This is a genomic window from Ruegeria sp. HKCCD6426 (assembly GCF_057221115.1).
The window spans coordinates 226,315-251,247 of the sequence record NZ_JBWVBF010000003.1 but is presented as its reverse complement, the minus strand read 5'-3'; the positions used below and the strand labels follow the sequence as shown (position 1 = coordinate 251,247).

The window sequence follows — 24,933 nt, the reverse complement described above, 5'->3', positions numbered from 1 at the left end:
TGCCGCAGTGCTCGGCCTATGCTACGGATTGAAGACATCACTTACGCCGTCGAAGGCCGCCCCCTGTTTGATGGGGCCAGCGCGACAATCCCGGATGGTCACAAGGTCGGGCTTGTGGGCCGCAACGGCACCGGGAAGACCACACTGTTCCGCCTGATCCGGGGAGAGTTGGCACTGGAGTCGGGGAACATTTCTCTTCCCAAACGGGCGCGGATCGGGGGCGTGGCGCAAGAGGTGCCCTCGTCCGACGTTTCGCTGATCAACACGGTCCTGGCCGCGGATACAGAACGCAGTGCGCTGATGGCCGAAGCCGACAGTGCAACGGACCCTGGTCGTATTGCTGATATCCAGACCCGCCTGGCGGATATCGACGCGTGGTCGGCCGAGGCGCGCGCGGCATCGATCCTAAAGGGTCTTGGGTTCGATGACGAAGATCAATTGAGACCGTGCTCGGATTTCTCGGGCGGCTGGCGGATGCGCGTAGCATTGGCGGCGGTGCTGTTTTCGCAGCCTGATCTGCTGCTGTTGGACGAACCGACCAACTATCTGGATCTCGAAGGCGCGCTGTGGCTAGAGAGCTATCTGGCGAAATATCCGCATACGGTGATTATCATCAGCCACGACCGCGGCCTCTTGAACCGTGCCGTAGGATCGATTCTGCACCTGGAAGACCGCAAGCTGACCTATTATGCGGTTCCTTACGACAAATTCGCCGAACGCCGAGCCGAGCGCTTGGCGCAGGCCGAATCCGAGAATGCCAGGGCTAAAGCGCGCATCGCGCATCTGCAAAGCTTCGTGGACAGGTTCCGCTACAAGGCCTCCAAGGCCGTTCAGGCCCAGTCGCGTTTGAAAATGATCGAACGCATCCAGCTGGTTTCGACCCCGCAAGAGGCCGCCCTGCGCGCGTTCACGTTCCCGGAACCCGAAGAGCTGTCACCACCGATCATTCAACTTGAGGGCGGCGTAACGGGTTATGGCGAGACCGAGGTGCTGCGTCGGTTGAACCTGCGTATCGATCAGGATGACCGCATCGCCCTGCTCGGCAAAAATGGTCAAGGTAAATCGACCTTATCGAAACTACTATCCGACCGCCTGCCCCTGATGGCGGGAAAGATGGCCCGCAGTTCGAAGCTGCGCATCGGTTATTTCGCGCAGCATCAGGTGGATGAGCTGCACGTAGACGAAACGCCTCTGGATCACTTGCGTCGGCTGCGCCCGGATGAGGCGCCGGGTAAATGGCGCTCGCGACTGGCCGGGTTCGGTCTTGGCGCGGATCAGGCGGAAACCGTAGTTGGCCGCCTATCGGGTGGCCAAAAGGCGCGCCTGTCGCTGCTGATCGCCACAATCGACGCGCCGCACATGTTGATCCTCGACGAACCGACAAACCACCTCGACATCGAAAGCCGCGAAGCGTTGGTCGAGGCGCTGATCGCCTATTCCGGCGCAGTCATTCTGGTCAGCCACGATATGCACCTGTTGGGGTTGGTGGCAGATCGGCTTTGGCTGGTTTCGGATGGAACCGTCAAACCGTTTGACGGCGATCTGGAGGTTTATCGCGACCAGCTGCTGGCGCGCGACAAACCCGTGAAAGAAAAGCCTCAGACGGCAAAACCGAAGCGCCCTTCACGCGATGCAATGCTCGCGTTGCGCGCCGATTTGCGCAAATGTGAGGATCGGATCGAGAAACTGACGGACATGCACGAGAAACTCTCGGCCAAGCTGGCAGACCCGGCGCTGTACGAGGATGACCGGGTCAACGATCTGGAAGGCTGGAATCGTAAATTTGCCGAGGTAACCGAGGCGATGCAAAAAGCCGAGGCGCTGTGGGTTGCCGCCGCCGAACGGCTTGAGAAAGCCGAGGCCGCAGCATGACTTCTCCGGTGAAAGAAACCAAAGCGATGATTGCTGGCATGCGACCCCATGCGGTGGCCGGGGAATTCGCATTCGTCATTTGGCCAGAAGACACGGCCTGGCCAAAAGGGACTCGCGCCAGCTGTATCGAAGACGAAGGCCTCTCTCTGATCGTTCCCGTCAACGCCGCCACCCATGGCGCCCTACCTATGCGCTGCATCACGCTGCAGGTCCACTCATCGCTTGAAGGCGTTGGCCTTACGGCGGCAGTAGCAGCAGCACTTGCGCAATCCGGGATACCAGCAAACATGGTCGCAGGTTACCATCACGATCATGTCTACGTTCCGGCAACACAGTTGGACGATGCAATGGCAGTTCTTGAACGTTTGCAACAGGATGCAAGAGATTGATTGAGGCGGCTTTTTTCGTGACGGCATTCACCACACTATTCGTGGTGATCGACCCCTTTGGCACGACGCCAATTTTTGTAGCCATGACGCAGGGCATGGGCGCGCGCGCGCGTCGTATTACTGCCATTCGCACCTGCCTGACGGCCTCTGGTATCCTGATCGCGTTTGCCGCCTTTGGCGAAGCGGTTCTGGGTTTCGTCGGCATCTCGATGGAGGCATTCCGGGTCGCAGGTGGCGCGCTGCTGTTTTTAACCGCGCTCGATATGTTGTTTGATCGGCGTACCAAGCGGCGCGAGGATCGCGCAGAAGAAGAAGAACACCCCGATCCGTCTGTCTTCCCGCTGGCAATCCCGCTGGTGGCCGGACCGGGCTCGATTGCAACAATCATCCTGCTGGCGGGACAGAACCCCGGCATACAGGGGATCGCGGCAGCCTGTGCAGTCATGTTGGCCGTAATGGCTGTGGTCCTGACGTTCTTCCTGTCTGGCGGACTGATCGCGCGCATTCTGGGCAAAACCGGGTTGAATGTTCTGACGCGGCTGCTCGGGATGCTTCTGGCCGCCTTGTCGGTTCAGTTCATTCTGGACGGGCTCAAGGCCTTTGGATTTGCTTCATGAATTCCCATATTGGGATTGGTAGAGCATTTTTTGGGTAACGGCATGGATGGTTATGAAATCGGACGTTTGACCTATCTGGTCCTGCTGGGTGCTGCGCTGCTGATGTGGTTCATCACGCAGAACCGTCAATCGCTGGGCAAGACCATGCAGATGGCCGCCGCCTGGGTGTTCATCTTTATCGGTGTCATCGCAGTGATCGGGCTTTGGGGCGACATCCGCTCGACCGTCAGCACCACGCCCCAGATGACTGTGACCGATCATCGGATCGAAGTGCCGCGATCCTTTGACGGGCATTATTACTTGCCGTTGCTGGTGAATGGCGAGCCTGTCACCTTTATGGTCGACACTGGTGCCAGCCAGATCGTCCTCAGCCCGCGGGATGCCAAACGGGTCGGGATTGATACGGATCAGCTGAACTATCTGGGCCGGGCCGTGACCGCTAATGGAGTGGTGCGTACTGCTCCGGTCCGCCTGGAGAGCCTGGCGCTGGGGCCGATAACGGACCGCAATGTCCCGGCCTCGATCAACGAAGGAGATCTGGATCAATCGCTGCTGGGTATGGAGTATCTGCATCGGTTTCCCAGCATTCAGTTCGCGGATGGCCGCCTGATCCTGTCGCGTTAGATCACGCAACCGCGGCGCTTTTCGATTGAGAACAAAAGTGGAACATGCTAGCATCTCGGCATGTCTACCCATCTTCTTGGCCGCAAACCCGCGCGTGAGGCGCCGGGGCTGAAACTGCACCCGCAGATCACGCTGCAACTGGGGCGCGTGCACGAGGCCTGCGGCCCTGCCCGGCGCAGCTTTGCCATGTGGCTGGCCGGTCAGGCGCAGGGGCCGGTGCTGTGGATTTCCCCCGCGTGGGAGCCCGGACAACTGAACCCGGACGGGATGATGCCCTTTGCCGATCCGGCCCGATTTCTGTTTGTTCGCCCCACCCGCGCCGAAGATCTGCTGTGGTGTATCGAGGAAGCGCTGCGCAGCGGAACCATCCCGCTGGTCATCGGCGATCTGCCCGGCGCGCCGGGGCTAACACCGATACGACGGATGCATTTGGCCGCCGAACAGGGTGGCACGATGGGGCGGGCTCCGCTGGGGCTACTTCTGACCCCTGGCGACGGCGGCGCGCAGGGGATTGAGACGCGCTGGCACATGGCCGCAGCCCATCAGGGCGAGGCTCGGCGCTGGACCTTGACTCGCCGCCGTGCCCGCGCCCTGCCCCCGGTCAGCTGGCAGGCCACCCAGACCGCAGCCCGCGCCGGTCTGCACCTGCAACAGATCGAAACAGAAGACACGCTTGCTTAACGGATCGGCACATCACGCAACTTGTGACTGGTCAAAGCCAGCGGCGCGCCCTAGCGTTCCGGCATGACGCATCCCATCCATGACAGCCGATACTCCTGGCTACGCCTCCTGGTCACATTGGCCATCGCGACAGTTGTCAATGTAGGCATGTGGGCCGTGATCGTCGTCATGCCAGCCATCGAAACCCAGTTCGGCGCCGGACGCGCTGAAGCCTCAATGCCCTACACACTTACCATGATCGGGTTTGCGCTTGGCAATATGTGGCTGGGTAGGTTGGTCGACCGAATGGGCGTAACGCAAGCGTTGATCGGGGCGGCTGTGCTTAGCGCTGTCAGCTATCTGATGGCGACGCTTGCACCCAACATGGTTCTGCTTTCGGTGGCACATCTAATCTTGGGGCTGGGCACTTCCGTCGGCTTCGGCCCGTTAATCGCCGATATATCGCACTGGTTCATGCGCAAGCGGGGGATCGCGGTGGCATTGGTGGCTAGCGGCAATTACCTGTCCGGCGCAATCTGGCCCACCCTGCTGGCCGGCATATTGCAACGCGAAGGATGGCAACAGGTTTACCTGAGCCTTGCCCTCATCACTTTGGTTTCGGTCATCCCCCTCTCACTGCTGCTGCGTCGTACTGTTCCGGTCGAAGCCCACAACACTGCCGCAGCTGCAGCAGAAGTCAGATCGCAAAGCGTAGGCCTGTCGCCGCGAGCTCTGCAATATATACTGGGGCTGGCTGGAATTGGGTGCTGCGTAGCGATGGCGATGCCACAAGTCCACATCGTTTCCTATTGTGTTGGACTGGGTTACGGGCCTGCTGTAGGGGCCGAAATGCTTTCGCTCATGCTGATGGGCGGCGTGGTCAGCCGCATCATCTCGGGCCTGGTAGCGGATCGGCTGGGCGGGCTTTACACATTGCTGATCGGATCCATCCTGCAATGCGTCGCGCTTTTTATGTTCCTGCCCTACGATGGGATGGTGTCACTTTACGTCATCAGCATGCTCTTTGGTCTGGCTCAAGGTGGCATTGTCCCCAGCTACGCTCTGGTGGTTCGTGAATACATGCCCCCGCAAGAGGCCGGCGCACGTGTTGGGTTTGTTATGATGATGACCATCATGGGCATGGCTCTGGGTGGGTGGATGTCGGGATGGATTTACGATGTTACCGGAAATTACCAACTGGCCTTCGTGAATGGCATTCTGTGGAACGGGTTGAACATTGCCATCCTGCTGATCTTGCTTAACCGGTCACGTCCACGCGAATCCCAGGCGTTGGCATGAACCACCTTGCGCGACGCACGCTGATCGCAGGGCTGGCCGCCCTGCCACTGGCGCGCGCCGCACAGGCTGCCCTGTTCCCCTATGTCCTGGCGCCACGGGAAACCACGGTAGGCTTTTCCTTTGAATTGTCTGGAGTAACTCAGTCAGGAACGATACCTATCCGGTCCGCCAACATCCAGGTCGACACAACACGCTTGCAGAACAGCCGAGTTGACGTCGTGATGGACGTGGCCAAGGCGCGGACCAAACTTCACTTCGCTCGTGGTCCGATGCTGGGCCAAAGCGTACTGGACGCCGCCCGTTTCCCGACGATCCGATTCTCTTCGACAAAAATACGACTGGGTCCCCAAGGCCGCATTTCCGAAGGCGCATCCATTACCGGAGATCTCACACTGCGCGGCGTCACACGCCCAATAACGCTGAGCGCAAACCTCTACCGCCCACCAGGCAGCGCCGCGGATGAGTTGGATGTTCTGTTCATTCACCTGACCGGAAGACTGAATCGTCACGACTTTGGTGCATCAGGCTACCCTGACTTGGTGCAGGAAGAGGTGGGCCTGAACATCGAAGCTGAGATCGAACGCATGACCTGATCACAGAAAAGCAAAAAAACGACGCGCGGAGGTCGAATAGGCGCGCGCATTATTCCGCGATACGTTAACCCTGAGACCATCATGCGCACGATCATTTCCTTTGCCGCCCTCTTTTTTTCAGTCATTCTACTTCAGCTCTCGACGGGGGGCGTTGGTCCTCTGGATGCGATCTCTGGTATCACCCTGGATTTCTCGACCGAGCAGATCGGTTTGTTGGGGTCGTCGCATTTTATCGGGTTCTTCATCGGTTGCTGGTGGGCGCCGCGCCTGATGGGCAATGTCGGCCACTCTCGCGCCTTTGCTGTTTGCACAGCATTGGGGGCGATGGGGCTGATCGGACATACCCTGACCGACAACCCTTACATTTGGGCGGCACTGCGCATCGCATCAGGCACCTGCGTCGCGGGCAGCTATACGGTTATCGAAGCGTGGTTAAACGCCAAAGTCACGAATGAGACGCGCGGGCGTGCCATGGGCACCTACCGCATTGTCGATATGGGCGCGTCACTTGGTGCTCAGCTGATTATAGCAGTGCTACCCCCTGCGTCTTACGTCTCGTACAATTTGCTGGCCATTTTGTGCTGTGCATCGCTGCTCCCGCTGACACTGACACGTGCTAGCCAGCCTGAAACACCTAAGGCCCCGCGTCTGCGTCCAAAGCTTGCTTGGAACAGTTCTCCCTTGGCCGTTGCGGGCGTTATTGTGGCCGCTCTGAGTTCCGCATCCTTCCGAATGGTCGGACCAGTATACGGGCAAGAGGTCGGTCTGGGTGTGGATCAAATCGCCTTCTTCCTGGCGTCATTTGTTCTGGGCGGTGCGCTGGCCCAATACCCGATGGGATGGCTTGCCGACAAATACGACCGGCGCTGGGTTCTGATCTGGCTATCGATCGCAGCGGTTCTGAGCTGTGGAATAACGATGATCGCCAGCGGCACCGGAACCTTCGGCGTCATGCTGGCGGCAGGGCTGTTCGGATTCACAACGTTTCCGATCTTTTCGGTTTCTTCTGCGCACGCGAACGACTTTGCCACGACGGAACAAAGGGTCGAGTTATCCGCTGCATTGATGTTCTGGTACGCATTGGGAGCGATCGCGTCGCCCTATGTATCGTCGACGCTAATCCAGCAGTTCGGTCCCGGAGCGTTGTTCGCCTTCGTGGCGCTGGGCCATGTATTCCTGATCGTCTTTGGCCTGGCCCGAATGCGGTCCCGCCCTACCCCGGAAGAACGGACCAACTACGTCTACGCCCCTCGAACTTCTTTTACTATTGGCCGATTGCTGAAACGGTCACGCGAAAGGCGATAGACACACCGCGTTTTTGGTCCCGGACTTAGGGTCAAAAATGTTCAGTCGGCATCAGTAACTGCTGAAGGCGAAGCCGGGATCATTTCGTCCAGAATTGAACCCGCTTCGTAGCCCAAAAGGTCGACCTCCATCCGCGCCGGGTCTCCGAAAGCCCACGCCCCGACATTTCTCTGCATTCTCACGTAGCCCGCGTACTTTGTCAGCGCATCATTCCCGTGCGCGTTTTCTGCGAACAACACCTGACCGGCGGCCACCTTTTCGGGCATCACGCGCTGCAAATACAGCAGAACTACGTTTACGTCTTCAACGCTGGAGCCGCCGTGATGCACGACGTACATTTTCGCCCATTCCCGCTCATCCATAGCGGCACGCGCTTGGGACACCGCGGAATGGAGCGCGGTCAATTCTGCGCGAGCGGCCGAACGCATGTTTGCTGCCCATACCGGTCGCATATCGTTGATTACCTGAGAGACTGCTTCGCGCGTAAGCTCATCTTTGCTCAGCGCGTTCTTGGCGAAGTCGTGGGCCATTTCAAGCATTTCCCGTTGGCTCGCCAGTTCGTCTTTCGGTAAGTCGAGCCCATCGATTGAAGCAAGCAGGCTTTCTATTTCTGTGGCTACAACCGAAAAATCCTGCTTCCAGCGCTCTTTCTGCGCATCATCTTCCGGCCAAGGTGTGACGGCGCCAATAATTGCCAATAGGACATGCGACGTTGACTTAAAAATCTCATACCGTGGCGCGTTCCTTGAATATGTCGCCTCTCCTTCATCCGATATCACTGTGACATCACGAGCAATTACCATGATCGGTCGTGTTTCAGCGGTCAGCGCATCCTGACCGCGATGAAAGATTGAAAGCATCGCGTGGTTGAATGTTTCCACCGCCTTTTCCGCATCATTTTGATCAGCGGACGCGTCTACCGAAGACAAGAAGATGGTTGCACACAAGACAACGGCGGCCTTCAAGCCGCGCCATATCGATGAATACTGCATTTTATATCCCCCACGACAGGTTCGCCGAACCATCATACACCGTGGAAGCCTGTTGCGCGAACACCGCTTCGTCACTCAATTCCATCGAAAGCACGCGCGGTAGGAAGAGTAAGGCGCATTCACTCCGACACAGTCATCTGAAGGACGGTCACCGATCTCGGTGTCAGGTAACTCCATCCCTTGATGGCACGGAAATTCGGATGTGAGTGAAACCGGGCTTTTGCTGGCCGGTCACTTCATGTAGACGGGCGCGCAGACAGTTACGCGGATACGGAACATGGCTCGAATTCTCATTACCTCGGCAATCCCATACATCAATGGGATCAAGCACCTCGGCAACCTGATCGGCTCGCAATTGCCTGCCGATCTTTACGCACGCTATCAGCGTGGCCGGGGGAACGAGGTCATGTTCCTGTGCGCCACGGATGAACACGGCACCCCTGCCGAGCTGGCTGCCGCCAAAGCGGGCAAGCCGGTGGCTGAGTATTGCGCCGAGATGTACGGCATTCAGGCAGACATCGCCAATCGCTTCGGGTTGAGCTTTGATCACTTCGGCCGCTCGTCCAGCGAACAGAATAAAAAACTGACCCAGCATTTCGCAGGCAAACTGGATGACGCCGGGCTGATCCGCGAAGTCACCGAAAAGCTGGTCTATTCCAACGCCGACAAGCGCTTCTTGCCTGACCGTTACATCGAAGGCACCTGCCCCAATTGCGGCTATGAGCGCGCCCGCGGAGACCAGTGCGAGAATTGCACCAAACAGCTGGATCCCACCGACCTGATCGAGCCGCGCTCAGCGATTTCCGGGTCCACCGATTTGGAAGTGCGCGAAACCAAGCACCTGTACCTGCGTCAGTCTGCGATGAAGGATCAACTGGATGCGTGGATCGACAGCAAAAGCGACTGGCCTATCCTGACGACATCAATCGCCAAGAAATGGCTACATGACGGTGACGGTCTGCAAGACCGCGGGATCACACGCGATCTGGACTGGGGCGTGCCGGTCAAGAAAGGTGATCAGGATTGGCCAGGGATGGAGGGCAAAGTATTCTACGTCTGGTTTGATGCGCCTATCGAGTACATTGCCTGCGCCAAGGAGTGGGCGGATTCCAGCGGCAAAACCGATGCTGAATGGGAACGCTGGTGGCGCACGGACAAAGGTGCGGATGACGTGCGCTATGTCCAGTTCATGGGCAAGGACAACGTTCCCTTCCATACTCTATCGTTCCCCGCGACCATTCTGGGCTCGGGCGAGCCGTGGAAGATGGTCGATCACCTCAAATCGTTCAATTACCTGAACTATGATGGCGGCCAGTTTTCTACCTCGCAAGGTCGTGGCGTGTTCATGGATCAGGCGCTGGAGATTCTGCCCGCCGACTACTGGCGCTGGTGGTTGCTGAGCCATGCGCCCGAAAGCAGCGACAGTGAATTCACATGGGAAAACTTTCAGCAGTCGGTGAACAAAGATTTGGCCGACGTTCTGGGCAACTTCGTCAGCCGTATCACCAAGTTCTGCCGCTCGAAATTCGGCGAGGCCGTTCCTGAGGGCGGCGAATTCGGCGAGCGGGAACAAGAACTGATCGCTGACCTGACCCGCCGCGTGCGCGCGTACGAGGGTCATATGGAAGCAATGGAGGTTCGCAAATCCGCGCAGGAATTGAGGGCGATCTGGGTTGCAGGTAACGAATACCTGCAAGCGGCCGCTCCTTGGTCGACCTTCAAGGAAAACCCGGAACAGGCCGCAGCACAGGTGCGGTTGGGACTGAACCTAATCCGTCTTTATGCTGTTCTCAGTGCGCCTTTCATCCCCGAAACCTCGGCCCGGATGCTCAGCGCCATGAACACGCTGGACACCAGTTGGCCCGAGAACGTGGACGCAGCGTTGAATGCCCTGCCCGCCGGACACACGTTCAGCGTGCCGGACGTAATGTTTGCCAAGATCGCGGACGAGCAGCGCGAAGACTGGCAGACCAGGTTTGCCGGAACGCGCGACTAAACGCCTACCAGGCAAATTGATTAATCGGGGGCGGCCTACGTCCTCGATTTTGCGGGTTTCAGCGGCATTCGAACCCTGTTTCTCGCGTTTGGCCGCCTAAGTCGGTTGCTTGGCACAAGAAAATCCCGAACTGCTGATACGCCACGCCTTTCAACGTGCTTGAGGAATCCCACCAAACCGTCCATCCTGCCGTAGAATTACTTCGACTCGTCGAGGCTCAAACTGCGCCTTGGCCCATTATCCTTAGTTTGAACGAGGCGGTCGCAATGTCCCCAGCAATCTTTTCTTCGAAATTTCAAAATTGCGGGCGGTTCAGGGCGATCGGCCTGCCTCTTGCAATGCTGGCGGTTTTGGGATCGGCACAGATTTCCGCCGCTCAGGATCAAAGCGACGCGCCGCCGCCTAAGGTATCGATTGCCGCAGCCTACACACAGGAAATCACGGACGAAGCCGTGTTCATCGGCCGGGCAGAGGCGATCAACAAGGTCGACATCATCGCCCGCGTAAGCGGTTTTTTGGACAGCAAGGAAGTGGACGACGGATCGTTGGTGGCCGACGGCGACTTGCTATTCACCATTGAACCCGACCTCTATGAAGCCACGCTGGAGGCGCGCAAAGCCGATCTGGACCGGGCCGAGGCCAATCTGGAACTGGCCAAGGTCGATCTGGCTCGAAAAGAAGAATTGTACAAACGCGATGCCACGCCGGAATCCGAGCGCGACATTGCCCGCGCGAACGAACTGGTGGCCGAGGCCGAGGTCAAAGCCGCCAATGCCGCAATCCAGCAGGCAGAACTGGATCTGAGCTATACCAAAATTCACGCGCCCTTTGACGGGCGTATCGGCAGGATCACAACCAGCGTCGGTGACGTCGTCGGCCCAAACAACCCACCCCTCGTCAACGTGGTGAGCGAGGCACCGATCTACGTGAACTTCTCGCTTAACGAAAAAATGTTTACTTCGATCCTGGAGACTTTCGGAGAAAACGCGGCATCGCTGGCCGAAAGCCAGAAAAGTCCGAATGTCCATGTGATTTTGCCTAACGGAACGGAACTGGATGAAACCGGCGAAATCGTCTTTGTCGACAACAGGATCGATCCGCTGACCGGTGCCATCACCGTACGCGCGCAGTTCGACAACACCAACCGCCTGATCATCGACGGTGCATTTGTGAATGTGCAGATCGAGGCGCTGGAGCCCACCCTGCAGGTATTGGTCCCGCAGGCGGCGCTGCAACGCGACCAGCGCGGCGAATTCGTTCTGGTCGTCAACGACAAGCAGATGGTCGAACAGCGTTATATCACGACCGGAGACGCAGTAGAAACTGCCATCATTGTTCTTGACGGTCTGCGTGAAGGTGAAAGCGTGATTGTTGAGGGCTTGCAAAGGGTTCGTCCGGGTGTAGCCGTCGATGCGGTCGTCGCCTCAGAACAGCCGGGAGAATAACCGATGTTCTCAGCCCTGTTCATCAGCCGGCCTAAGCTGGCCCTTGTCATCTCGCTTGTCCTGACCATTCTGGGCGGTATCGGCTACATGGTCCTGCCCGTAGCCCAGTTCCCGGACATCACGCCGCCTGTCGTCAGTGTGTCTACGACCTACACGGGCGCCAATGCCGAAACCGTCGAAAACACCGTCGCCGCCCCGATCGAGGCGCAAGTAAACGGTGTGGATGACATGATCTACATGACATCAACTTCGTCTGATAACGGCTCATATTCGTTGAACATCACGTTCGAGGTCGGCACGGATCCGGATATCGCCTCAGTGAATGTGCAGAACCGCGTGGCGCAGGCGATGTCCTCGCTGCCGACCGAGGTGACATCATCAGGCGTGGTGACCGAGAAAGCGTCGACCAACATGCTGTTGCTGGTCACGCTGACGTCTCCCAATGGCACCTATGACAGTGTGTTTTTGTCGAACTATGCGTCGATCAATCTGAAAGATGCGCTTGCGCGGGTTCAGGGCGTCGGCAAGGCGGACGTTCTGACCAATCTGGAATACGCCATGCGGATCTGGATGGATCCGGACAAGATGGCCGCGCTCTCCATCACGCCCGGCGACGTGATCAACGCCATTCGGGAACAAAATATCGAAGTTTCGGCGGGCTCAATCGGCTCACCTCCGGTCCCTGAGGGGCAGACTTTTCAGTATACGATCAAGACCAAAGGGCGCCTGACCTCGGCCGCCGAATTCGGCGATATCGTCATCCGCACCGGGGAAGCCGGCGCAATCGTGCGTGTAAAGGACATTGCACGCATTGAACTGGGAGCTCAGTTCTATTCGGCCTCGGGGTATTACCAGGCGGTCCCTGCGACGGTGATTGGCATTTATCAGGCTCCGGGCGCCAACGCTCTGGCTGTTTCGGAACGGGTGGAGGCAGAGCTGGAACGCCTGTCGCGGTCCTTCCCGACAGATGTGGAATATGCTGTCCCCTTCAACACCACGGATTTCGTTGAGCAGTCGCTAAACGACGTGGTCACAACCCTGATCCTGACCTTTACCCTTGTGATCTCGGTCGTGTTCCTGTTCCTGGGCAGTTGGCGCGCAACGATCATTCCCGCGGTGGCGATTCCGGTCTCGTTGATCGGGACATTCGCCTTTTTGTTGGCCTTTGGGATGTCGCTGAACACAATCTCGTTGTTCGCACTCGTGCTTGCCATCGGGATCGTGGTGGATGACGCCATCGTTGTGGTCGAAAACGTCGAGCGGATTATCGCAGACGAAGGACTTCCTCCGGCCGAGGCTACCCGCAAGGCTATGGGGCAGATCACCGGGCCTGTTATTGCGACAACTCTCGTGTTGTTGGCTGTATTCGTGCCGGTGACGTTCATGCCCGGCATCTCGGGGCGGCTATATTCGCAGTTCGCCGTCACGATCTCGACCGCGGTTGTGATTTCCTCCATTAACGCGCTGACACTGTCTCCGGCCCTATGTGGGCTGGTGCTGAAGGCAAGGTCCGGCCCCCCCAAAGGGGTGCTGGCTACTTTTGAGCGCTTCATCGGTACCGTACGCAGCGGCTATGTCGCGATCGTACGGAAACTTCTCATCCTGCCAGTCGCAGCATTGGGCGTGATTGTCGTGCTCGCAATGGGTACCGGAACCATCATGTCCAACACATCCAGTGGCTTTATCCCTCTGGAGGACAACGGCTATCTGTTCGTTGACATCCAGCTGCCGGATGCCGCCACGCTGGAACGCACCGAAACCATCAGCTCACGGGTCGACGATCAAATTCGCGAAATCCCAGGCGTCGCCAACACGGTTCTCGTGAACGGCTTTTCGCTGCTGAACGGCACCACAACAAACGGTGCGGCAATTTTCGTCAACCTTACCAACTGGGACGAACGTCAGGATGATGATCTGAGCGCAGATGCCATCCTCGCCAAGGTATTGGCCATCGCCTACGGCGAATCCGCAGCCTCGATCGTCGCCTTCAACCCGCCCCCGATTCAGGGCCTCGGCATGTCCGCCGGCGTCGAAATGGAGGTACAACAGACCGGAGGCGGCACACCGCAGGATTTGGCATCAGCCGTTGGATCTTTTGTCTATGCCGCCAATCAACGGCCCGAAATCGCGCAGGCCTACACCACCTTCCGCGCCAATGTTCCACAGCTGTTTGTTGATCTGGACCGTGAGAAAGCCAAGACACTGCAAGTGTCGGTGGCAGAGGTTTTCCAGACAATGCAGGCCCAACTGGGCTCGTACTATGTAAACGACTTCAACCTGTTCGGTCGCGTCTACCGCGTAATGATCCAGGCTGACGGCACATATCGTGACAATGTCGAGGATATCTCGAACCTCTATGTTCGGTCTGAAAAGGGCGAGATGGTGCCACTGGGTACACTGATCGACGTGGAGAACGTGCTGGGCCCGGTCCTGCTCAAGCGTCACAATCTGTTCCGGTCGGCGACTGTTACGGCTGTTCCCGCTCCGGGCTTGTCGACGGGTGATGCGATCAACGTGATGACCGAGGAATCGGCAAACGCCCTACCCCCTGGCTATGCGTTCGAATGGACCGGTACTGCGCAGCAGCAGCTGGCTTCCGGCGGTTTGGTGATCGTCATCTTGGGGCTTGCGATCCTGTTTGGATATCTGTTCCTGGTGGGTCAATACGAGAGCTGGACGATGCCCGTTTCCATTCTGTTGTCGGTCGTCGTGGCCTTGTTTGGCGCGGTTGCGGCGGTGGCAATCGTGGGCAGCGACATCAACCTTTACACGCAGATCGGGATGATCATGCTTGTCGGTCTTGCCTCAAAGAACGGCATTCTAATCGTCGAATTTGCGATGGAGCAGCGTGCCAAAGGGCTGTCGATTAAAGAGGCGGCGGCTGAAGCCGCGCATCAGCGTTTCCGCGCGGTGATGATGACCGCACTGTCGTTCCTTCTGGGCGTTGTGCCACTGCTGGCGGCTAGCGGAGCCGGTGCGGCCAGCCAAAGGGCAATCGGCGTGGCTGTATTCGGCGGGATGCTGGCTGCTACGCTGATTGGTGTAATCGTGGTCCCGGTCTTGTATGCCTTGATGCAAAGCCTGCGAGAATGGGTAAAGGGTACCAAGAACGATCCGGACCCGACCGAAGAGGCCGCCTAAACCCGAAAAAAACAAGAAAAAGCCCCGCCGATAACGCGGGGCTTTTTCTTTCGGATACTAGTCCTTGGCTTTACAACACAGCGCGGATCTAAGCTGAACGCGCACGGCGGCGGGAGGTAACTGCTCGGATCAACGCCTTTGCCTCGGCCGGAGGTTCCTGTTCGACCCGGCGATAGTCCGTTCCGTCCCGTTGCCGGGTCAACAACCCGCTGGATATCATGGTCCGGCGCAACGTGGCCGGGTCCTCAAAATTATGTTCTTGGGACAGATACGCGTTGATGTCCTTTTCCCTAAAAGACGCCCCAGCAGGCAATCCTGACCACAGCACCCAGAGCGACAGGTTTTGCACGGACCGCTTTGACGGCCACTCACGCAAACGGCCCAGTTCGTCAAACCGGTGAAGGGCGCGTTCAACCGTACGCATATCTGTTGCGGCCTGATCTTCTCGCGCGTTCAGCCGTCTTCGCGCCGCATTGGCGGATCGCATATGTTGAACGTTTTGAAACCCCGCGGCGCGGGCCACCATGTTCATCAAGGTCAGGTGCGACGGGCTTGTATCTCCCAGTTGACGGGACAAAGCACGCACGAAGGCTGTCAAATCATCGGTGTGAAGGGGAACAGAGACTTTGGTCATCATGCATCCATGTCGGGCGTTTTGCTCGATCGTTGGTCGCTGGCTTAACGAAACTACGCCCTGATGTATGCGATGTCGTTTATGTCTTCTGGCAGGTTTAGCACTCCGGAAAAGAGCAGCGACGCCTCGGTGTCTGCCGACCGTGTCAGATGGCTAACACGGTATGCCCCGTTGGCCAAGCGTCAAACGCCCAATCGTTGAAAACGTGCAATTTATCCGAAGCCGTCAAGCGACCTTTTCAGGTTGCAGACGATCCACCATCCACGTGTCTATCCGCGCAACCTGATCCGCATTCAGGCGAAGACCCAGTTTGTTGCGACGCCAGATCACATCCTCGGCCTTACGGGCGTATTCCTTGTCCATCAACCACGCCAGTTCCAGTTCCGTGAGCGTGGCACCAAAATCTTCGCCCAAGTCAATGGCGTCCCGCGCGTCACCCAGAATGGCTCGCGCCTCGGTTCCGTAGGCGCGGATCAGGCGACGCGCCCATTTTGCGTTCAGAAACGTGTAATCCGTCAGCAATCCGTCGATCTGGTTCTGCACATCCTCAACAGGGAAATCCCCTCCGGGCAATGCGACACCAGCAGTCCAAGGCCCGGGCAAGTCCGGGAAAAACGTCGCCACCTTGTCCAACGCACTTTCGGCAAGGCGGCGATAGGTCGTGATCTTTCCGCCAAAGACGTTCAGAACCGGAGCTCCACCTTCCTCATCTACTTTCAGCGTATAATCCCGTGTAGCAGCCGTGGCGCTGCTGGCCCCATCATCATACAAAGGCCGGACGCCGGAATAGGTCCAAACGATCTCATCGCGCGTCACGGCACGCTCAAAGTACTTTGATGCGAAGGCGCAAAGGTAATCCTGCTCGGCTTCGGTACATTCAGGCTTTTGGTCTGGGTCGGAATGATCCTGATCCGTTGTTCCGATCAGTGTGAAATCCTGCTCATACGGGATCGCAAAAATGATCCGGCCGTCTTCACCCTGGAAAAAGTAGCATTTGTCGTGATCATAGAGTTTCGGAGTCACAATATGACTGCCCCTCACAAGGCGCACGCCCTCTCGCGAATTTGACCGGATCTTGGTTTGAATGATGTCTCCAACCCAGGGGCCACCTGCATTGATCAACATTTTCGCGCCGACAACACGTGTCTCGCCACTAGCCCGGTCTCGAATGGTGACGTTCCACAGATCGCCACTGCGCTCGGCCGAGAGAACTTCGGTCTGCACCAGAATTTGCGCACCGCGCGCTTCAGCATCTCGAGCATTCAAGACGACCAGCCGGGAGTCTTCTACCCAACAGTCGGAGTATTCATATGCCGTCTCGAATTTGCTGTGCAATGGATCGCCTTCCGGAGCGCTATGCAGGTTCAGCGACGTTGTGCCCGGTAGGATTTTCCGCCCACCCAGATTGTCATACAGGAAAAGCCCCAAACGGATCAGCCAAGCTGGCCTGCGTCCGCGCATCCAGGGCATCACCGTGCTCAACACGCGCGAGGTGGGCGTTTCCGCGTCAAACCTCATGTCGGCGTGATAGGGCAGCACGAACCGCATAGGCCAACTGATATGCGGCATGGCCCGCAGCAGAGTCTCGCGTTCGATCAGGGCTTCGCGTACCAGCCGGAACTCAAAATACTCCAGATACCGCAGCCCGCCGTGAAACAGTTTAGTCGAGGCGGAAGATGTGGCCGACGCCAGGTCATTCATCTCGGCCAGAGTTACTGACAACCCCCGACCCGCGGCATCCCGCGCGATACCACATCCATTGATACCGCCACCAATGACAAAGAGGTCTTTGATCTGATCTTCCTGAGGCTGCATGTCAGATGATTCCCTGATGACGATAGTCATCGGCATTAATCGGAACATCATTCGGAAGGTCAACGTATTTATTCGCTTTTCTTCGTTTAACGGCGCAATTCAAGGCATTATTCGAGATTTCCTCATGTTTCGCTTGCCATATACTTAAAAAGGAACAAAAACGAAGAAAGCTATCATCTTTGGGAACCTGCCATGTCCTTGTCATTTCGTCAGACTGACATTCTTGAAATCGCCAGCGCCGAAGGTCGAGTAGCCGTCGACGATCTGGCTGCCCGGTTCGGCGTGACCGTCCAAACCATCCGCCGTGACCTTTCCGAGCTGTCAGAGGTGGGTAAGCTGGATCGGGTCCACGGAGGCGCCGTTCTGCGTTCGGGCGTGTCCAATATCGGCTATGAAGACCGCCGCGCCCTTAACGAAGAGGCCAAAACCCGCATCGCTGAGCGCTGCGTTGCAGATATTCCTGACGGTAGCTCGATCTTTCTGAACATCGGCACCTCGACCGAGGCCGTCGCGCGGCACCTGCTGAGCCACAGGAACCTGATGGTTGTGACCAACAACATGAACGTCGCGAATATTCTGGTGGACAACCCCGAATGTCAGATCGTCGTCGCCGGCGGAGTTCTGCGGCGGTCGGACGGCGGCCTTGTGGGGGACCTGACCGCATCCACCATCCGGCAGTTCAAATTCGACCACGCGATCATTGGCTGTTCCGCGCTGGATGCGGACGGGGATTTGCTGGATTTCGACCTGCAAGAAGTGCAAGTCAGTCAGGCAATCATTGCACAGTCCCGACATACATGCCTGGTTGCCGATCAGTCAAAATTCCAGCGAACGGCACCCGGTCGTATCGCCTCGATGTCGGACATCGATACAGTCTATACCGACGCTCCCCTGCCCGGCGATCTACCTCGACTCTGTCGCGACTGGCAGACGTCGGTCGTTCTATGCGATTAGGCGTCTTTCGCATATAACACGAATTCTGGCAGCCGCTTCTTGCCAGATACCAATGGTCCTGACACTATCCCTAGCATTGAAACTTGTGCACGGGAGGGGAGAACCGGGCCATGATTGCGCTTTTATTTGCATTACTTACGGTCACAATGGGACTGAATTACTTCAATCTGACGAAGGTAGCCAACGTGCTGTTTTTTGTCACGCTGGCGTTGAGTGTGTATTGGCTGAAGTTCCACGCCACCAGCCAGCTGACCATTCAATTGTGAGGGGCGCGAGATGACACCTGAAATGTCCAGAACCCTCAACGCTCTTGGAATGCTGGCCGTCTGCATTGTTCTGACGTTGGCATATTTCTACCAACTGAAACTCTACGAGCTTCCCTGCCCTCTATGCCTTCTGCAACGGGTCGGTTTCGTTGCGGTCGGTGTTGGTCTCGGCCTAAACCTTCTCTATGGCGCACGTCCGCAGCATTATGCCATCGTGCTTATTGCAGCGCTTTTCGGCGGCAGCGTCGCGGTTCGGCAAATCCTGCTGCATATCGTGCCGGGTACTGGTCATTATGGCTCTCCGGTTTTGGGGCTGCACTATTATACCTGGGCTGCAATTTGCTTTTTCCTGATCTTGTTGGGCACGGCCTTCATGCTGCTGTTTGATCGCCAATACGTGGATCGCTCGCGGGCCGAACCGCGGTTCGGAGGCAACAAACTCGCCAAGATCGCTTTCTTTGTCATGCTGGGGCTGGCGGTAATGAATGCCGGAACGACACTGTTGGAATGCGGTCCGGGCATTTGCGCAGATCCTCCAACCAGCTACAAATTGATTGACGAAATGGACAACAACAACTGAGGATAGAACAACCTTCCCATAAGGAGGCGTGAGCATGGGACTTCTGGGGCAACCACTGGAATATTACGACTACCTTACGTTTGTGGCACTCATCCTGCTGCTGGCCGCCATTATGGGACTGTTTCTTTTCCTCATGGGCTTGCCTGGACGCATTGCGATCAAGCGCAACCACCCGCATGCCGAGGCCGTCAAGATCATGGGCTGGATGGGTTTTCTGGCCGTTGTACCCTGGGTTCACGCGTTCATGTGGGCATTCCACGACGGTGTGACGGTAGACATCCGGCGTGGCCCGGACGAGGAGCGTGATGCGATCCGCGATGAGATCAAACGACTGGGCGGCAAGATCAAACCCGAATATCAGGACCGGCTCGATACAGACGAGACACAGCAAAGCTAAGGCCAAGGGAAACTAATTACTATGTTCGTTGCCCTAGGCATCACGCTTTTCTACATCATTTTCGTCTGGTTCATCTTCTTCAAGATGGAGTGGCTGAAATTCAATATCGCCTGGGGGATCGTTTCCTTCTGGGTCGGTGCCCATCTGCTGCTGATTTTTCTTGTTGCCCTGCGGTTCTTTCAACCATTCTCGGTCGACAGCCACGTGGTCCGGTCGACCATCCAGCTCGTTCCCAAACTGACTCAACCGACGATTCTGACCGAAGTTCTGGTCGAGCCGAACGCTCCGGTCAGCAAAGGCGATCCGCTTTACCGTTTTGACGATACGGTCTTTTCGCTAGCGGTGGACAATGCCAAGGCACAGCTGGTGGCTGCCGAACAAAACGCCAAGATACTCGAACAGGATGTGATCGCTTCGACCGAAGCAGTCGAGCGCGCCAACGCGCAATTGGCCTATGCCCTGACGCAGCAGGCAAGGTATGAAAACCTCGTCCCGGCCGGTGGAGCACGGCAGGACGAGTTGGATCGCTGGGACGAACAGGTCACCGAAGATCAGGCGCAGGTCAAACAGGCCGAAGCCAACCTTGAGAAGTCGAAACTGGCTCAGGCTTCACAGATCGACGGTGTGAACACCGGTATTCTGCAAGCGCAGGCGCAACTGGCCGAAGCTGAGTATTTCCTTGAAAACACAACGATCTATGCGCCCGAAAATGGCATGATCGTTTCTCAACAGGCGCGCCCCGGTCTGGTGGTCGGTGATATTCGCCTGGGCGCCATTGCCAGTTTCGTGACAGAGGAAAACCCATACATCCTTGCCACCTATCGACAGCAAAACCTGAAATTCGTTGAACCCGGCCAACCGGTTGAGGTCGCGCTGGACCTCTACCCCGGTGAAATCCTGACCGGCAAGGTCGAGGCGATCTGGTGGGCCACCAGGCAGGGGCAGTACCTGCCTTCTGGCCGCCTACCCGGCTTCGAGTTGCCCAAGCTTCCCGGTCGGATCGCAGTGCAAATCTCGGTCGATGTGCCCGAGGGGCATACTTTCCCGGCCGGCGGACATGCCGCCGTGGCTATTTACACGGGCATGGGCAAAAGTTTCGAGTTCCTGAGGCGTATTAACATTCGCCTTTATTCCTTCGCCAACTTCATCCGACCGCTGGATATTTGAGGATGCGCGCCATGACACTCCGCCGGTTGTTGGGCTCGGCCCTCTGCGCAGCCACACTCGCCGCCTGCGCCCCGGTTGGTCCGGATTTCGTACGCCCGAATTCTCCGGTCGTGAAACAATGGATCGAGGTAAACAGCCCCAGCGCAGGTCAAAGCGGGCTGACTTCCCGCAGTGCACCGGTGGTGCGCTGGTGGGAGACGTTCAACGACCCCACGCTAAACAAGCTGATCGCCGAAGCTTATGCTCAGAACCTGTCACTACAGGTCGCAGGCGCGCGTGTCCTGCAGGCCCGTGCTCAATTAGGGATAGCCTTCGGAGAGCTTTACCCCCAGTCACAGGCGATCGGAGGCTCGTTTGAGCGGCGTCGGATCAGCGACAATCTGGGGCCGGTTTCAGATATACGGCGCATTATCCCGCTGGATACTGAGTTTTCCACCTCACAGGTTGGGTTTGACGCGCAATGGGAGCTGGACGTCTGGGGCGCGCAACGGCGCGGGGTTCAGGCGGCGCGCTCTAATCTGGCGCTGCAAGTGGCTAATTACGACGATGCACTGGTTACACTGACCGGTGATGTGGCTGCGCTCTATATCAATATCCGGTCGCTGCAAGAAGCACTGGGAATTGCCCGCGAAAACATCAAACTGCAGCAAGAATCGGCGGATCTGACCCAATTGCGCTTCAACAACGGCGTCACGACCGAGCTGGACGTGCAGGAGTCCCTCGCCTTGCTGAACAACACCAAGGCTTTGGTCCCCGAATTGGAAAGCGACCTGCAACAGGCCAAGAACGCCTTGGCCGTGTTGCTGGGCAAGACGCCTTCACGCATGACCAGCCTACTGGGCAATTCGGGACGAATCCCCTCGGCGCGGTCCAACGTGGCTGTCGGGGTGCCCGCCGAACTGTTGCGCCGCCGTCCCGACGTGCGCGCTGCCGAACTGGCAGCGGCGACGCAATCGGCGCAGGTGGGCATTGCGATTGCAGATCTCTATCCTCAGTTCGTCCTGTCCGGGGCAATCGGATTGCAGGCTTCAGGTGGGCAGGATCTGTTCAGCTCCGGCAGCAACACGGGGCTGGCCAGCGCCGGGGTTGTTTGGAACGTGCTGAACTATGGCCGGATTCAGAACAACGTACGGGCGCAGGATGCCGCTTACCAGGCATTAATCGCGAATTATCAGAACACCGTTCTGACAGCCTATTCCGAAGTCGAAAGCGCCATGGTTGCCTATAGCGAGGCGCGCAAGCAGGTGGCATTTTATCAGAAAAGCGTTGATGCCTCACGCAAGGCGGCCGAGATCGCTGTAGATCAGTACCGCGACGGCATCGCCAGCTATTCCCGCATCCTGAACACGCAAACGGCGCTGCTGCGGTCTCAGGCCAATCTGATCGAGGCGCGTCAGCAAGTGTCCAGCAATCTGGTTGCGGTCTACAAAGGCTTGGGCGGCGGCTGGCAAATCCGACAAAACCGGGAATTCCTGCCCGAAACCGTGCTTGCCGAAATGGCGTATCGCACGGATTGGGGCGATTTGTTGGAAAAGACACCAACCCGCGCCAGCCTGAACTGACCCCTATTTCGTCAGGCCGCGCAATCCGCCTGAAATCAAGATGTTCACTTCATACAAAATCCGGGGTGCAGCCAGCCCCCCTGGGCTGGCCAGATAATTCGGGCTCCATTCCGGGTCGAACTTCTGTTTGAACGCACGCAGTCCTTCGAAGTGATAAAACTGCTCGCCATGCTCGTAAACGAACCCGCCAATGCGGTTCCAAAGCGAGGCCAACTGCCGGTTTTCGATCCCTGAAAACGGCGCGGCGCCCAGCGAAAACCAGTGGAACCCCTGCTCGGACCCCCAGACCATCATCTCGGCGAACAAAGCGTCCATGACAAAGCTTGGACTGTCGGGTTCGTATCGCATCAGATCCAGCGAGAGCTCGGATTTGTTCCCCCCCTGAAAGAGGTTGGCGAATGCCATGATCTTACCGGTTTCGCCATCGCGCAGCACTGCGTGGTCGAAATAGGACAGGTATTGGTCATCAAACCCACCCAGGGCGAACCCTTTCTCCTCACCCGCCTTCTGCGCCAGCCAGTCGTCAGAAATCTTTCGCAATTCGGGTAAAACCGGAGCCAAATTCTCTTTTGGGATAATCTCGAATGCATACCCTTCGCGCTTGGCCCGGTTCTTGGCCTGACGAAACCGTTTACGGGATTTGCCATCCAGCGAGAAATCCTTTAGCGGCACCCGCGCGACCTCACCGATTTTCAGGATCGACAGACCGAGGTCCAAAAATGTCGGCAGGTATTCAGTGGAGACACTGTAAAAAGCACAAAGCTTGCCTTCGCGGTCCGCCATTTCGCGCAGCTGCCAGATCAATTGTTGGCCTGCTTTTTCATCGCCCACCGGCTCACCTTTAGAGATCAGCGCGTTGCCGGTATCTGCATAAGCGATGAAGGCGGTCTCATCCGGGGAAATCAGGAATTGTTTGTCACCGGTCAGCGAAATCTGCGACTCGGTGTCTTCGCACTCCATCACCAAGCGCTGGACGACCTCGGGGATTTCAGTTCGTACAGGGGTCGGAATCTCACGTCCGAACAGAGAGTTCACTGCCACAACGCCGACAATCACCGCCACCACCAGGCTGGAACGCAGGAACCGCGAAGCGTCGCCGTTCCAGGCAAAATCCCACCACAAGGCATTCTGATATTCAACGTGGGAATAGGCAAACAGGCCCACCCAGAAAATCACCGCCAGCAAGACAACGACGCTGACCAGCCAAGGGATGTTCAATCGAAATATCGAAGCGCCGCTGACCCGGTAAAACGCGCCACGGAACATCGCCAGTAGCCCGATCGTGGCGAGCATCGACAGGGCTTCATGCGTGTCCAACCCCTTGGCAAGCGACGCAAAGAAACCCGCTACCATCAGAAACATGGCCACGACCCACGCCCGATAGAGTTTTCGAAACAACCCGCGCGACACAAGCAGCAACAAGACCCCAACGGCGCTGCCCGCAAGATGCGAAGCTTCGACAAAAGAGAGCGGCAAGACCTCTCGCAGGACGCCCAGGTTTTGTGACCCGGCTGGCAACGCGCCCGAGACCAGCAGGGTTACCCCGGCGACTGCCGCAACGCCGGCGGCCACCATCGGTACCATGGGCCGGATGACTCGGTAAACCCACGTTGCAGCGCCGCCAATCCGGTTCCTCTGCGTCAAGGCCGAGGCAATCGCAATCGACAGAGTGGCGATACCAAACGGCAGGAAAGTGTATACAACGCGATAAAGCAGCAGCGCGGCGATTACGTCGGACCGCCCCGATGCGCCCAGACCGGCAATCAACGTGGCCTCGAAAACGCCGATGCCTCCGGGAGCGTGGCTGAGGATGCCAACCGCGATGGCCGCTACGTAGATAGTAAAGAAGTAGGGGAAACCCACCCCAAGATCATCTGGCATCAAGACATACAGCGTCATGGACGCGCCAAACAGATCCCCCAATGCCGCGAGTGTCAGCAGACTGGCCAGCTTGCCGCCGGGCAGATTAAACCCGAACCCTGCAACGGACAGCCGCCTCCCGCCGCTTGACAGCCAGATGAACAGAACGGCCAACCCGGCCAGCAGACACAGGCCGATCGCGGTTTCGGTTGTCTCGCTGATCGGCAGCACTTTGGCCACACCATCCGGGTGGAAGGTCAGCAGGATGCCCAATATCAGGACCAACCCCATCCAGAACGCGACCCAGGACGTGGCGATGACACCCGCCACGCGCCCCAGATCCAGCCCGAGCGAGGCGTAGATCCGGTATCTGATCGCGGTACCGGTTATGTAGGAAAAGCCAAGACAGTTCGACACGGCATACCCGCTTGCCCCGGCCATGCCAGCCACCGGCAATGGCACCTTGCCGCCTGCAATGCTTTGCACTGCGAACACGTCATATAGTGACAGCGATACAAAGCTGATCGCCGTCCAGCACACCGCAAAGAACATGATTTTCCAAGATGTGCCGGCAATATCCGTCTTAACGTCCGCCCATTTCACATGAGACGACAGGTCATGCAAAACCGTCAACGCAATCAGGGTAACCAATATCGGGATGACAATACGCACCCAGGGCTTTTCCAAAAGCTCGGTAACCTTCTCGGCCCAGCGTATGGCGCGTGGGTCTTCGCCGGTTTCCTGTGTGCTCATGGTGAACGCCTC

At 57.7% G+C, this 24,933-nt stretch carries 21 protein-coding genes; 17 read left to right on the top strand and 4 right to left on the bottom strand.

What is annotated here, in order from left to right:
* Positions 1–18 precede the first annotated feature (18 nt).
* The 8 genes from AC2TDA_RS10055 to AC2TDA_RS10020 all read left to right on the top strand — a co-directional run bounded on the left by AC2TDA_RS10055 (position 19) and on the right by AC2TDA_RS10020 (position 7,359).
* The gene (locus AC2TDA_RS10055) at positions 19–1,872 is read left to right on the top strand and encodes an ABC-F family ATP-binding cassette domain-containing protein (RefSeq protein ID WP_480879150.1); all 1,854 of its coding nucleotides are present in this window, start codon (positions 19–21) and stop codon (positions 1,870–1,872) included.
* Entirely contained in the window at positions 1,869–2,261 is a 393-nt protein-coding gene (locus AC2TDA_RS10050; protein ID WP_480879149.1) for an ACT domain-containing protein, read from the top strand. The genes AC2TDA_RS10055 and AC2TDA_RS10050 overlap by 4 nt, the downstream gene beginning before the upstream one ends.
* On the top strand, positions 2,258–2,878 hold the full coding sequence (locus AC2TDA_RS10045) for a MarC family protein (RefSeq protein ID WP_480845858.1): 621 nt from the start codon (positions 2,258–2,260) through the stop codon (positions 2,876–2,878). The genes AC2TDA_RS10050 and AC2TDA_RS10045 overlap by 4 nt, the downstream gene beginning before the upstream one ends.
* 42 nt (positions 2,879–2,920) lie before the next feature.
* Positions 2,921–3,502: a retropepsin-like aspartic protease family protein gene (locus AC2TDA_RS10040; RefSeq protein WP_480845860.1), complete on the top strand. Its 582-nt coding sequence runs from the start codon at positions 2,921–2,923 to the stop codon at positions 3,500–3,502.
* 60 nt (positions 3,503–3,562) lie between these two features.
* Positions 3,563–4,183 carry an ImuA family protein gene (locus tag AC2TDA_RS10035; protein ID WP_480879147.1) on the top strand — a complete coding sequence of 207 codons (621 nt, stop codon included), beginning with the start codon at positions 3,563–3,565 and terminating at the stop codon, positions 4,181–4,183.
* A 63-nt stretch (positions 4,184–4,246) separates the two neighbouring features.
* Positions 4,247–5,461 (top strand): MFS transporter, encoded by a 1,215-nt coding sequence (locus tag AC2TDA_RS10030; protein WP_480879145.1) that lies wholly within the window; start codon positions 4,247–4,249, stop codon positions 5,459–5,461.
* The gene (locus AC2TDA_RS10025; RefSeq protein ID WP_480879144.1) at positions 5,458–6,054 is read left to right on the top strand and encodes a YceI family protein; all 597 of its coding nucleotides are present in this window, start codon (positions 5,458–5,460) and stop codon (positions 6,052–6,054) included. The genes AC2TDA_RS10030 and AC2TDA_RS10025 overlap by 4 nt, the downstream gene beginning before the upstream one ends.
* 81 nt (positions 6,055–6,135) lie before the next feature.
* On the top strand, positions 6,136–7,359 hold the full coding sequence (locus tag AC2TDA_RS10020) for an MFS transporter (protein WP_480879143.1): 1,224 nt from the start codon (positions 6,136–6,138) through the stop codon (positions 7,357–7,359).
* A gap of 41 nt (positions 7,360–7,400) precedes the next feature.
* Here AC2TDA_RS10020 and AC2TDA_RS10015 read toward each other — a convergent pair whose 3' ends face one another.
* Positions 7,401–8,351, bottom strand: coding sequence for a hypothetical protein (locus AC2TDA_RS10015; protein ID WP_480879142.1), 951 nt, complete (start codon positions 8,349–8,351; stop codon positions 7,401–7,403).
* A gap of 277 nt (positions 8,352–8,628) precedes the next feature.
* On the opposite strand from AC2TDA_RS10015, the gene metG reads away from it, so the two are divergent.
* The 3 genes from metG (at position 8,629) to AC2TDA_RS10000 (ending at position 14,933) form a co-directional block, all read left to right on the top strand.
* Positions 8,629–10,347 (top strand): methionine--tRNA ligase, encoded by a 1,719-nt coding sequence (gene metG, locus AC2TDA_RS10010; protein ID WP_480879141.1) that lies wholly within the window; start codon positions 8,629–8,631, stop codon positions 10,345–10,347.
* 266 nt (positions 10,348–10,613) lie between these two features.
* On the top strand, positions 10,614–11,792 hold the full coding sequence (locus AC2TDA_RS10005) for an efflux RND transporter periplasmic adaptor subunit (protein ID WP_480879140.1): 1,179 nt from the start codon (positions 10,614–10,616) through the stop codon (positions 11,790–11,792).
* Between the two features lie 3 nt (positions 11,793–11,795).
* Positions 11,796–14,933, top strand: coding sequence for an efflux RND transporter permease subunit (locus AC2TDA_RS10000; protein ID WP_480879139.1), 3,138 nt, complete (start codon positions 11,796–11,798; stop codon positions 14,931–14,933).
* Positions 14,934–15,021: 88 nt separating this feature from the next.
* Here AC2TDA_RS10000 and AC2TDA_RS09995 read toward each other — a convergent pair whose 3' ends face one another.
* On the bottom strand, positions 15,022–15,567 hold the full coding sequence (locus AC2TDA_RS09995) for a DUF2087 domain-containing protein (protein WP_480879138.1): 546 nt from the start codon (positions 15,565–15,567) through the stop codon (positions 15,022–15,024).
* 225 nt (positions 15,568–15,792) lie between these two features.
* Complete coding sequence (gene glpD, locus AC2TDA_RS09990) at positions 15,793–17,382, bottom strand: glycerol-3-phosphate dehydrogenase (RefSeq protein ID WP_480879136.1); 1,590 nt, start codon at positions 17,380–17,382, stop codon at positions 15,793–15,795.
* A gap of 192 nt (positions 17,383–17,574) precedes the next feature.
* On the opposite strand from glpD, the gene AC2TDA_RS09985 reads away from it, so the two are divergent.
* The 6 genes from AC2TDA_RS09985 to AC2TDA_RS09960 all read left to right on the top strand — a co-directional run bounded on the left by AC2TDA_RS09985 (position 17,575) and on the right by AC2TDA_RS09960 (position 22,308).
* Positions 17,575–18,336, top strand: a complete 762-nt coding sequence (locus AC2TDA_RS09985) for a DeoR/GlpR family DNA-binding transcription regulator (RefSeq protein ID WP_480879135.1) — start codon at positions 17,575–17,577, stop codon at positions 18,334–18,336.
* Positions 18,337–18,446: 110 nt separating this feature from the next.
* The gene (locus AC2TDA_RS09980; protein ID WP_480845873.1) at positions 18,447–18,602 is read left to right on the top strand and encodes a DUF5993 family protein; all 156 of its coding nucleotides are present in this window, start codon (positions 18,447–18,449) and stop codon (positions 18,600–18,602) included.
* Positions 18,603–18,624: 22 nt separating this feature from the next.
* Positions 18,625–19,182 carry a disulfide bond formation protein B gene (locus AC2TDA_RS09975; RefSeq protein ID WP_480879134.1) on the top strand — a complete coding sequence of 186 codons (558 nt, stop codon included), beginning with the start codon at positions 18,625–18,627 and terminating at the stop codon, positions 19,180–19,182.
* Positions 19,183–19,216: 34 nt separating this feature from the next.
* Positions 19,217–19,579, top strand: a complete 363-nt coding sequence (locus AC2TDA_RS09970; RefSeq protein WP_480845875.1) for a DUF3302 domain-containing protein — start codon at positions 19,217–19,219, stop codon at positions 19,577–19,579.
* 21 nt (positions 19,580–19,600) lie between these two features.
* A complete protein-coding gene (locus AC2TDA_RS09965) occupies positions 19,601–20,746 on the top strand; it encodes an HlyD family secretion protein (protein WP_480845876.1) in 1,146 nt (381 codons plus the stop codon).
* 11 nt (positions 20,747–20,757) lie between these two features.
* The gene (locus tag AC2TDA_RS09960; RefSeq protein ID WP_480879133.1) at positions 20,758–22,308 is read left to right on the top strand and encodes an efflux transporter outer membrane subunit; all 1,551 of its coding nucleotides are present in this window, start codon (positions 20,758–20,760) and stop codon (positions 22,306–22,308) included.
* 3 nt (positions 22,309–22,311) lie between these two features.
* Here the strand turns inward: AC2TDA_RS09960 and mprF are convergent, their stop codons facing one another.
* Positions 22,312–24,921, bottom strand: a complete 2,610-nt coding sequence (gene mprF / locus AC2TDA_RS09955) for a bifunctional lysylphosphatidylglycerol flippase/synthetase MprF (protein WP_480879132.1) — start codon at positions 24,919–24,921, stop codon at positions 22,312–22,314.
* Positions 24,922–24,933: the final 12 nt, after the last annotated feature.

What these genes read in the sequence shown, in the direction of transcription:
- AC2TDA_RS09975 (WP_480879134.1), top strand. Translation starts at nt 18,625, where the DNA reads ATGTCCAGAACCCTCAACGCTCTTGGAATGCTGGCCGTCTGCATTGTT.
- AC2TDA_RS09995 (WP_480879138.1), bottom strand. Translation starts at nt 15,567, where the DNA reads ATGACCAAAGTCTCTGTTCCCCTTCACACCGATGATTTGACAGCCTTC.
- AC2TDA_RS10005 (WP_480879140.1), top strand. Translation starts at nt 10,614, where the DNA reads ATGTCCCCAGCAATCTTTTCTTCGAAATTTCAAAATTGCGGGCGGTTC.
- AC2TDA_RS10000 (WP_480879139.1), top strand. Translation starts at nt 11,796, where the DNA reads ATGTTCTCAGCCCTGTTCATCAGCCGGCCTAAGCTGGCCCTTGTCATC.
- AC2TDA_RS09970 (WP_480845875.1), top strand. Translation starts at nt 19,217, where the DNA reads ATGGGACTTCTGGGGCAACCACTGGAATATTACGACTACCTTACGTTT.
- AC2TDA_RS10035 (WP_480879147.1), top strand. Translation starts at nt 3,563, where the DNA reads ATGTCTACCCATCTTCTTGGCCGCAAACCCGCGCGTGAGGCGCCGGGG.
- AC2TDA_RS10015 (WP_480879142.1), bottom strand. Translation starts at nt 8,351, where the DNA reads ATGCAGTATTCATCGATATGGCGCGGCTTGAAGGCCGCCGTTGTCTTG.
- AC2TDA_RS09965 (WP_480845876.1), top strand. Translation starts at nt 19,601, where the DNA reads ATGTTCGTTGCCCTAGGCATCACGCTTTTCTACATCATTTTCGTCTGG.
- AC2TDA_RS10050 (WP_480879149.1), top strand. Translation starts at nt 1,869, where the DNA reads ATGACTTCTCCGGTGAAAGAAACCAAAGCGATGATTGCTGGCATGCGA.
- AC2TDA_RS09985 (WP_480879135.1), top strand. Translation starts at nt 17,575, where the DNA reads ATGTCCTTGTCATTTCGTCAGACTGACATTCTTGAAATCGCCAGCGCC.
- AC2TDA_RS09960 (WP_480879133.1), top strand. Translation starts at nt 20,758, where the DNA reads ATGACACTCCGCCGGTTGTTGGGCTCGGCCCTCTGCGCAGCCACACTC.
- glpD (WP_480879136.1), bottom strand. Translation starts at nt 17,382, where the DNA reads ATGCAGCCTCAGGAAGATCAGATCAAAGACCTCTTTGTCATTGGTGGC.
- mprF (WP_480879132.1), bottom strand. Translation starts at nt 24,921, where the DNA reads ATGAGCACACAGGAAACCGGCGAAGACCCACGCGCCATACGCTGGGCC.
- AC2TDA_RS10030 (WP_480879145.1), top strand. Translation starts at nt 4,247, where the DNA reads ATGACGCATCCCATCCATGACAGCCGATACTCCTGGCTACGCCTCCTG.
- AC2TDA_RS10020 (WP_480879143.1), top strand. Translation starts at nt 6,136, where the DNA reads ATGCGCACGATCATTTCCTTTGCCGCCCTCTTTTTTTCAGTCATTCTA.
- AC2TDA_RS10025 (WP_480879144.1), top strand. Translation starts at nt 5,458, where the DNA reads ATGAACCACCTTGCGCGACGCACGCTGATCGCAGGGCTGGCCGCCCTG.
- AC2TDA_RS09980 (WP_480845873.1), top strand. Translation starts at nt 18,447, where the DNA reads ATGATTGCGCTTTTATTTGCATTACTTACGGTCACAATGGGACTGAAT.
- AC2TDA_RS10055 (WP_480879150.1), top strand. Translation starts at nt 19, where the DNA reads ATGCTACGGATTGAAGACATCACTTACGCCGTCGAAGGCCGCCCCCTG.
- AC2TDA_RS10040 (WP_480845860.1), top strand. Translation starts at nt 2,921, where the DNA reads ATGGATGGTTATGAAATCGGACGTTTGACCTATCTGGTCCTGCTGGGT.
- metG (WP_480879141.1), top strand. Translation starts at nt 8,629, where the DNA reads ATGGCTCGAATTCTCATTACCTCGGCAATCCCATACATCAATGGGATC.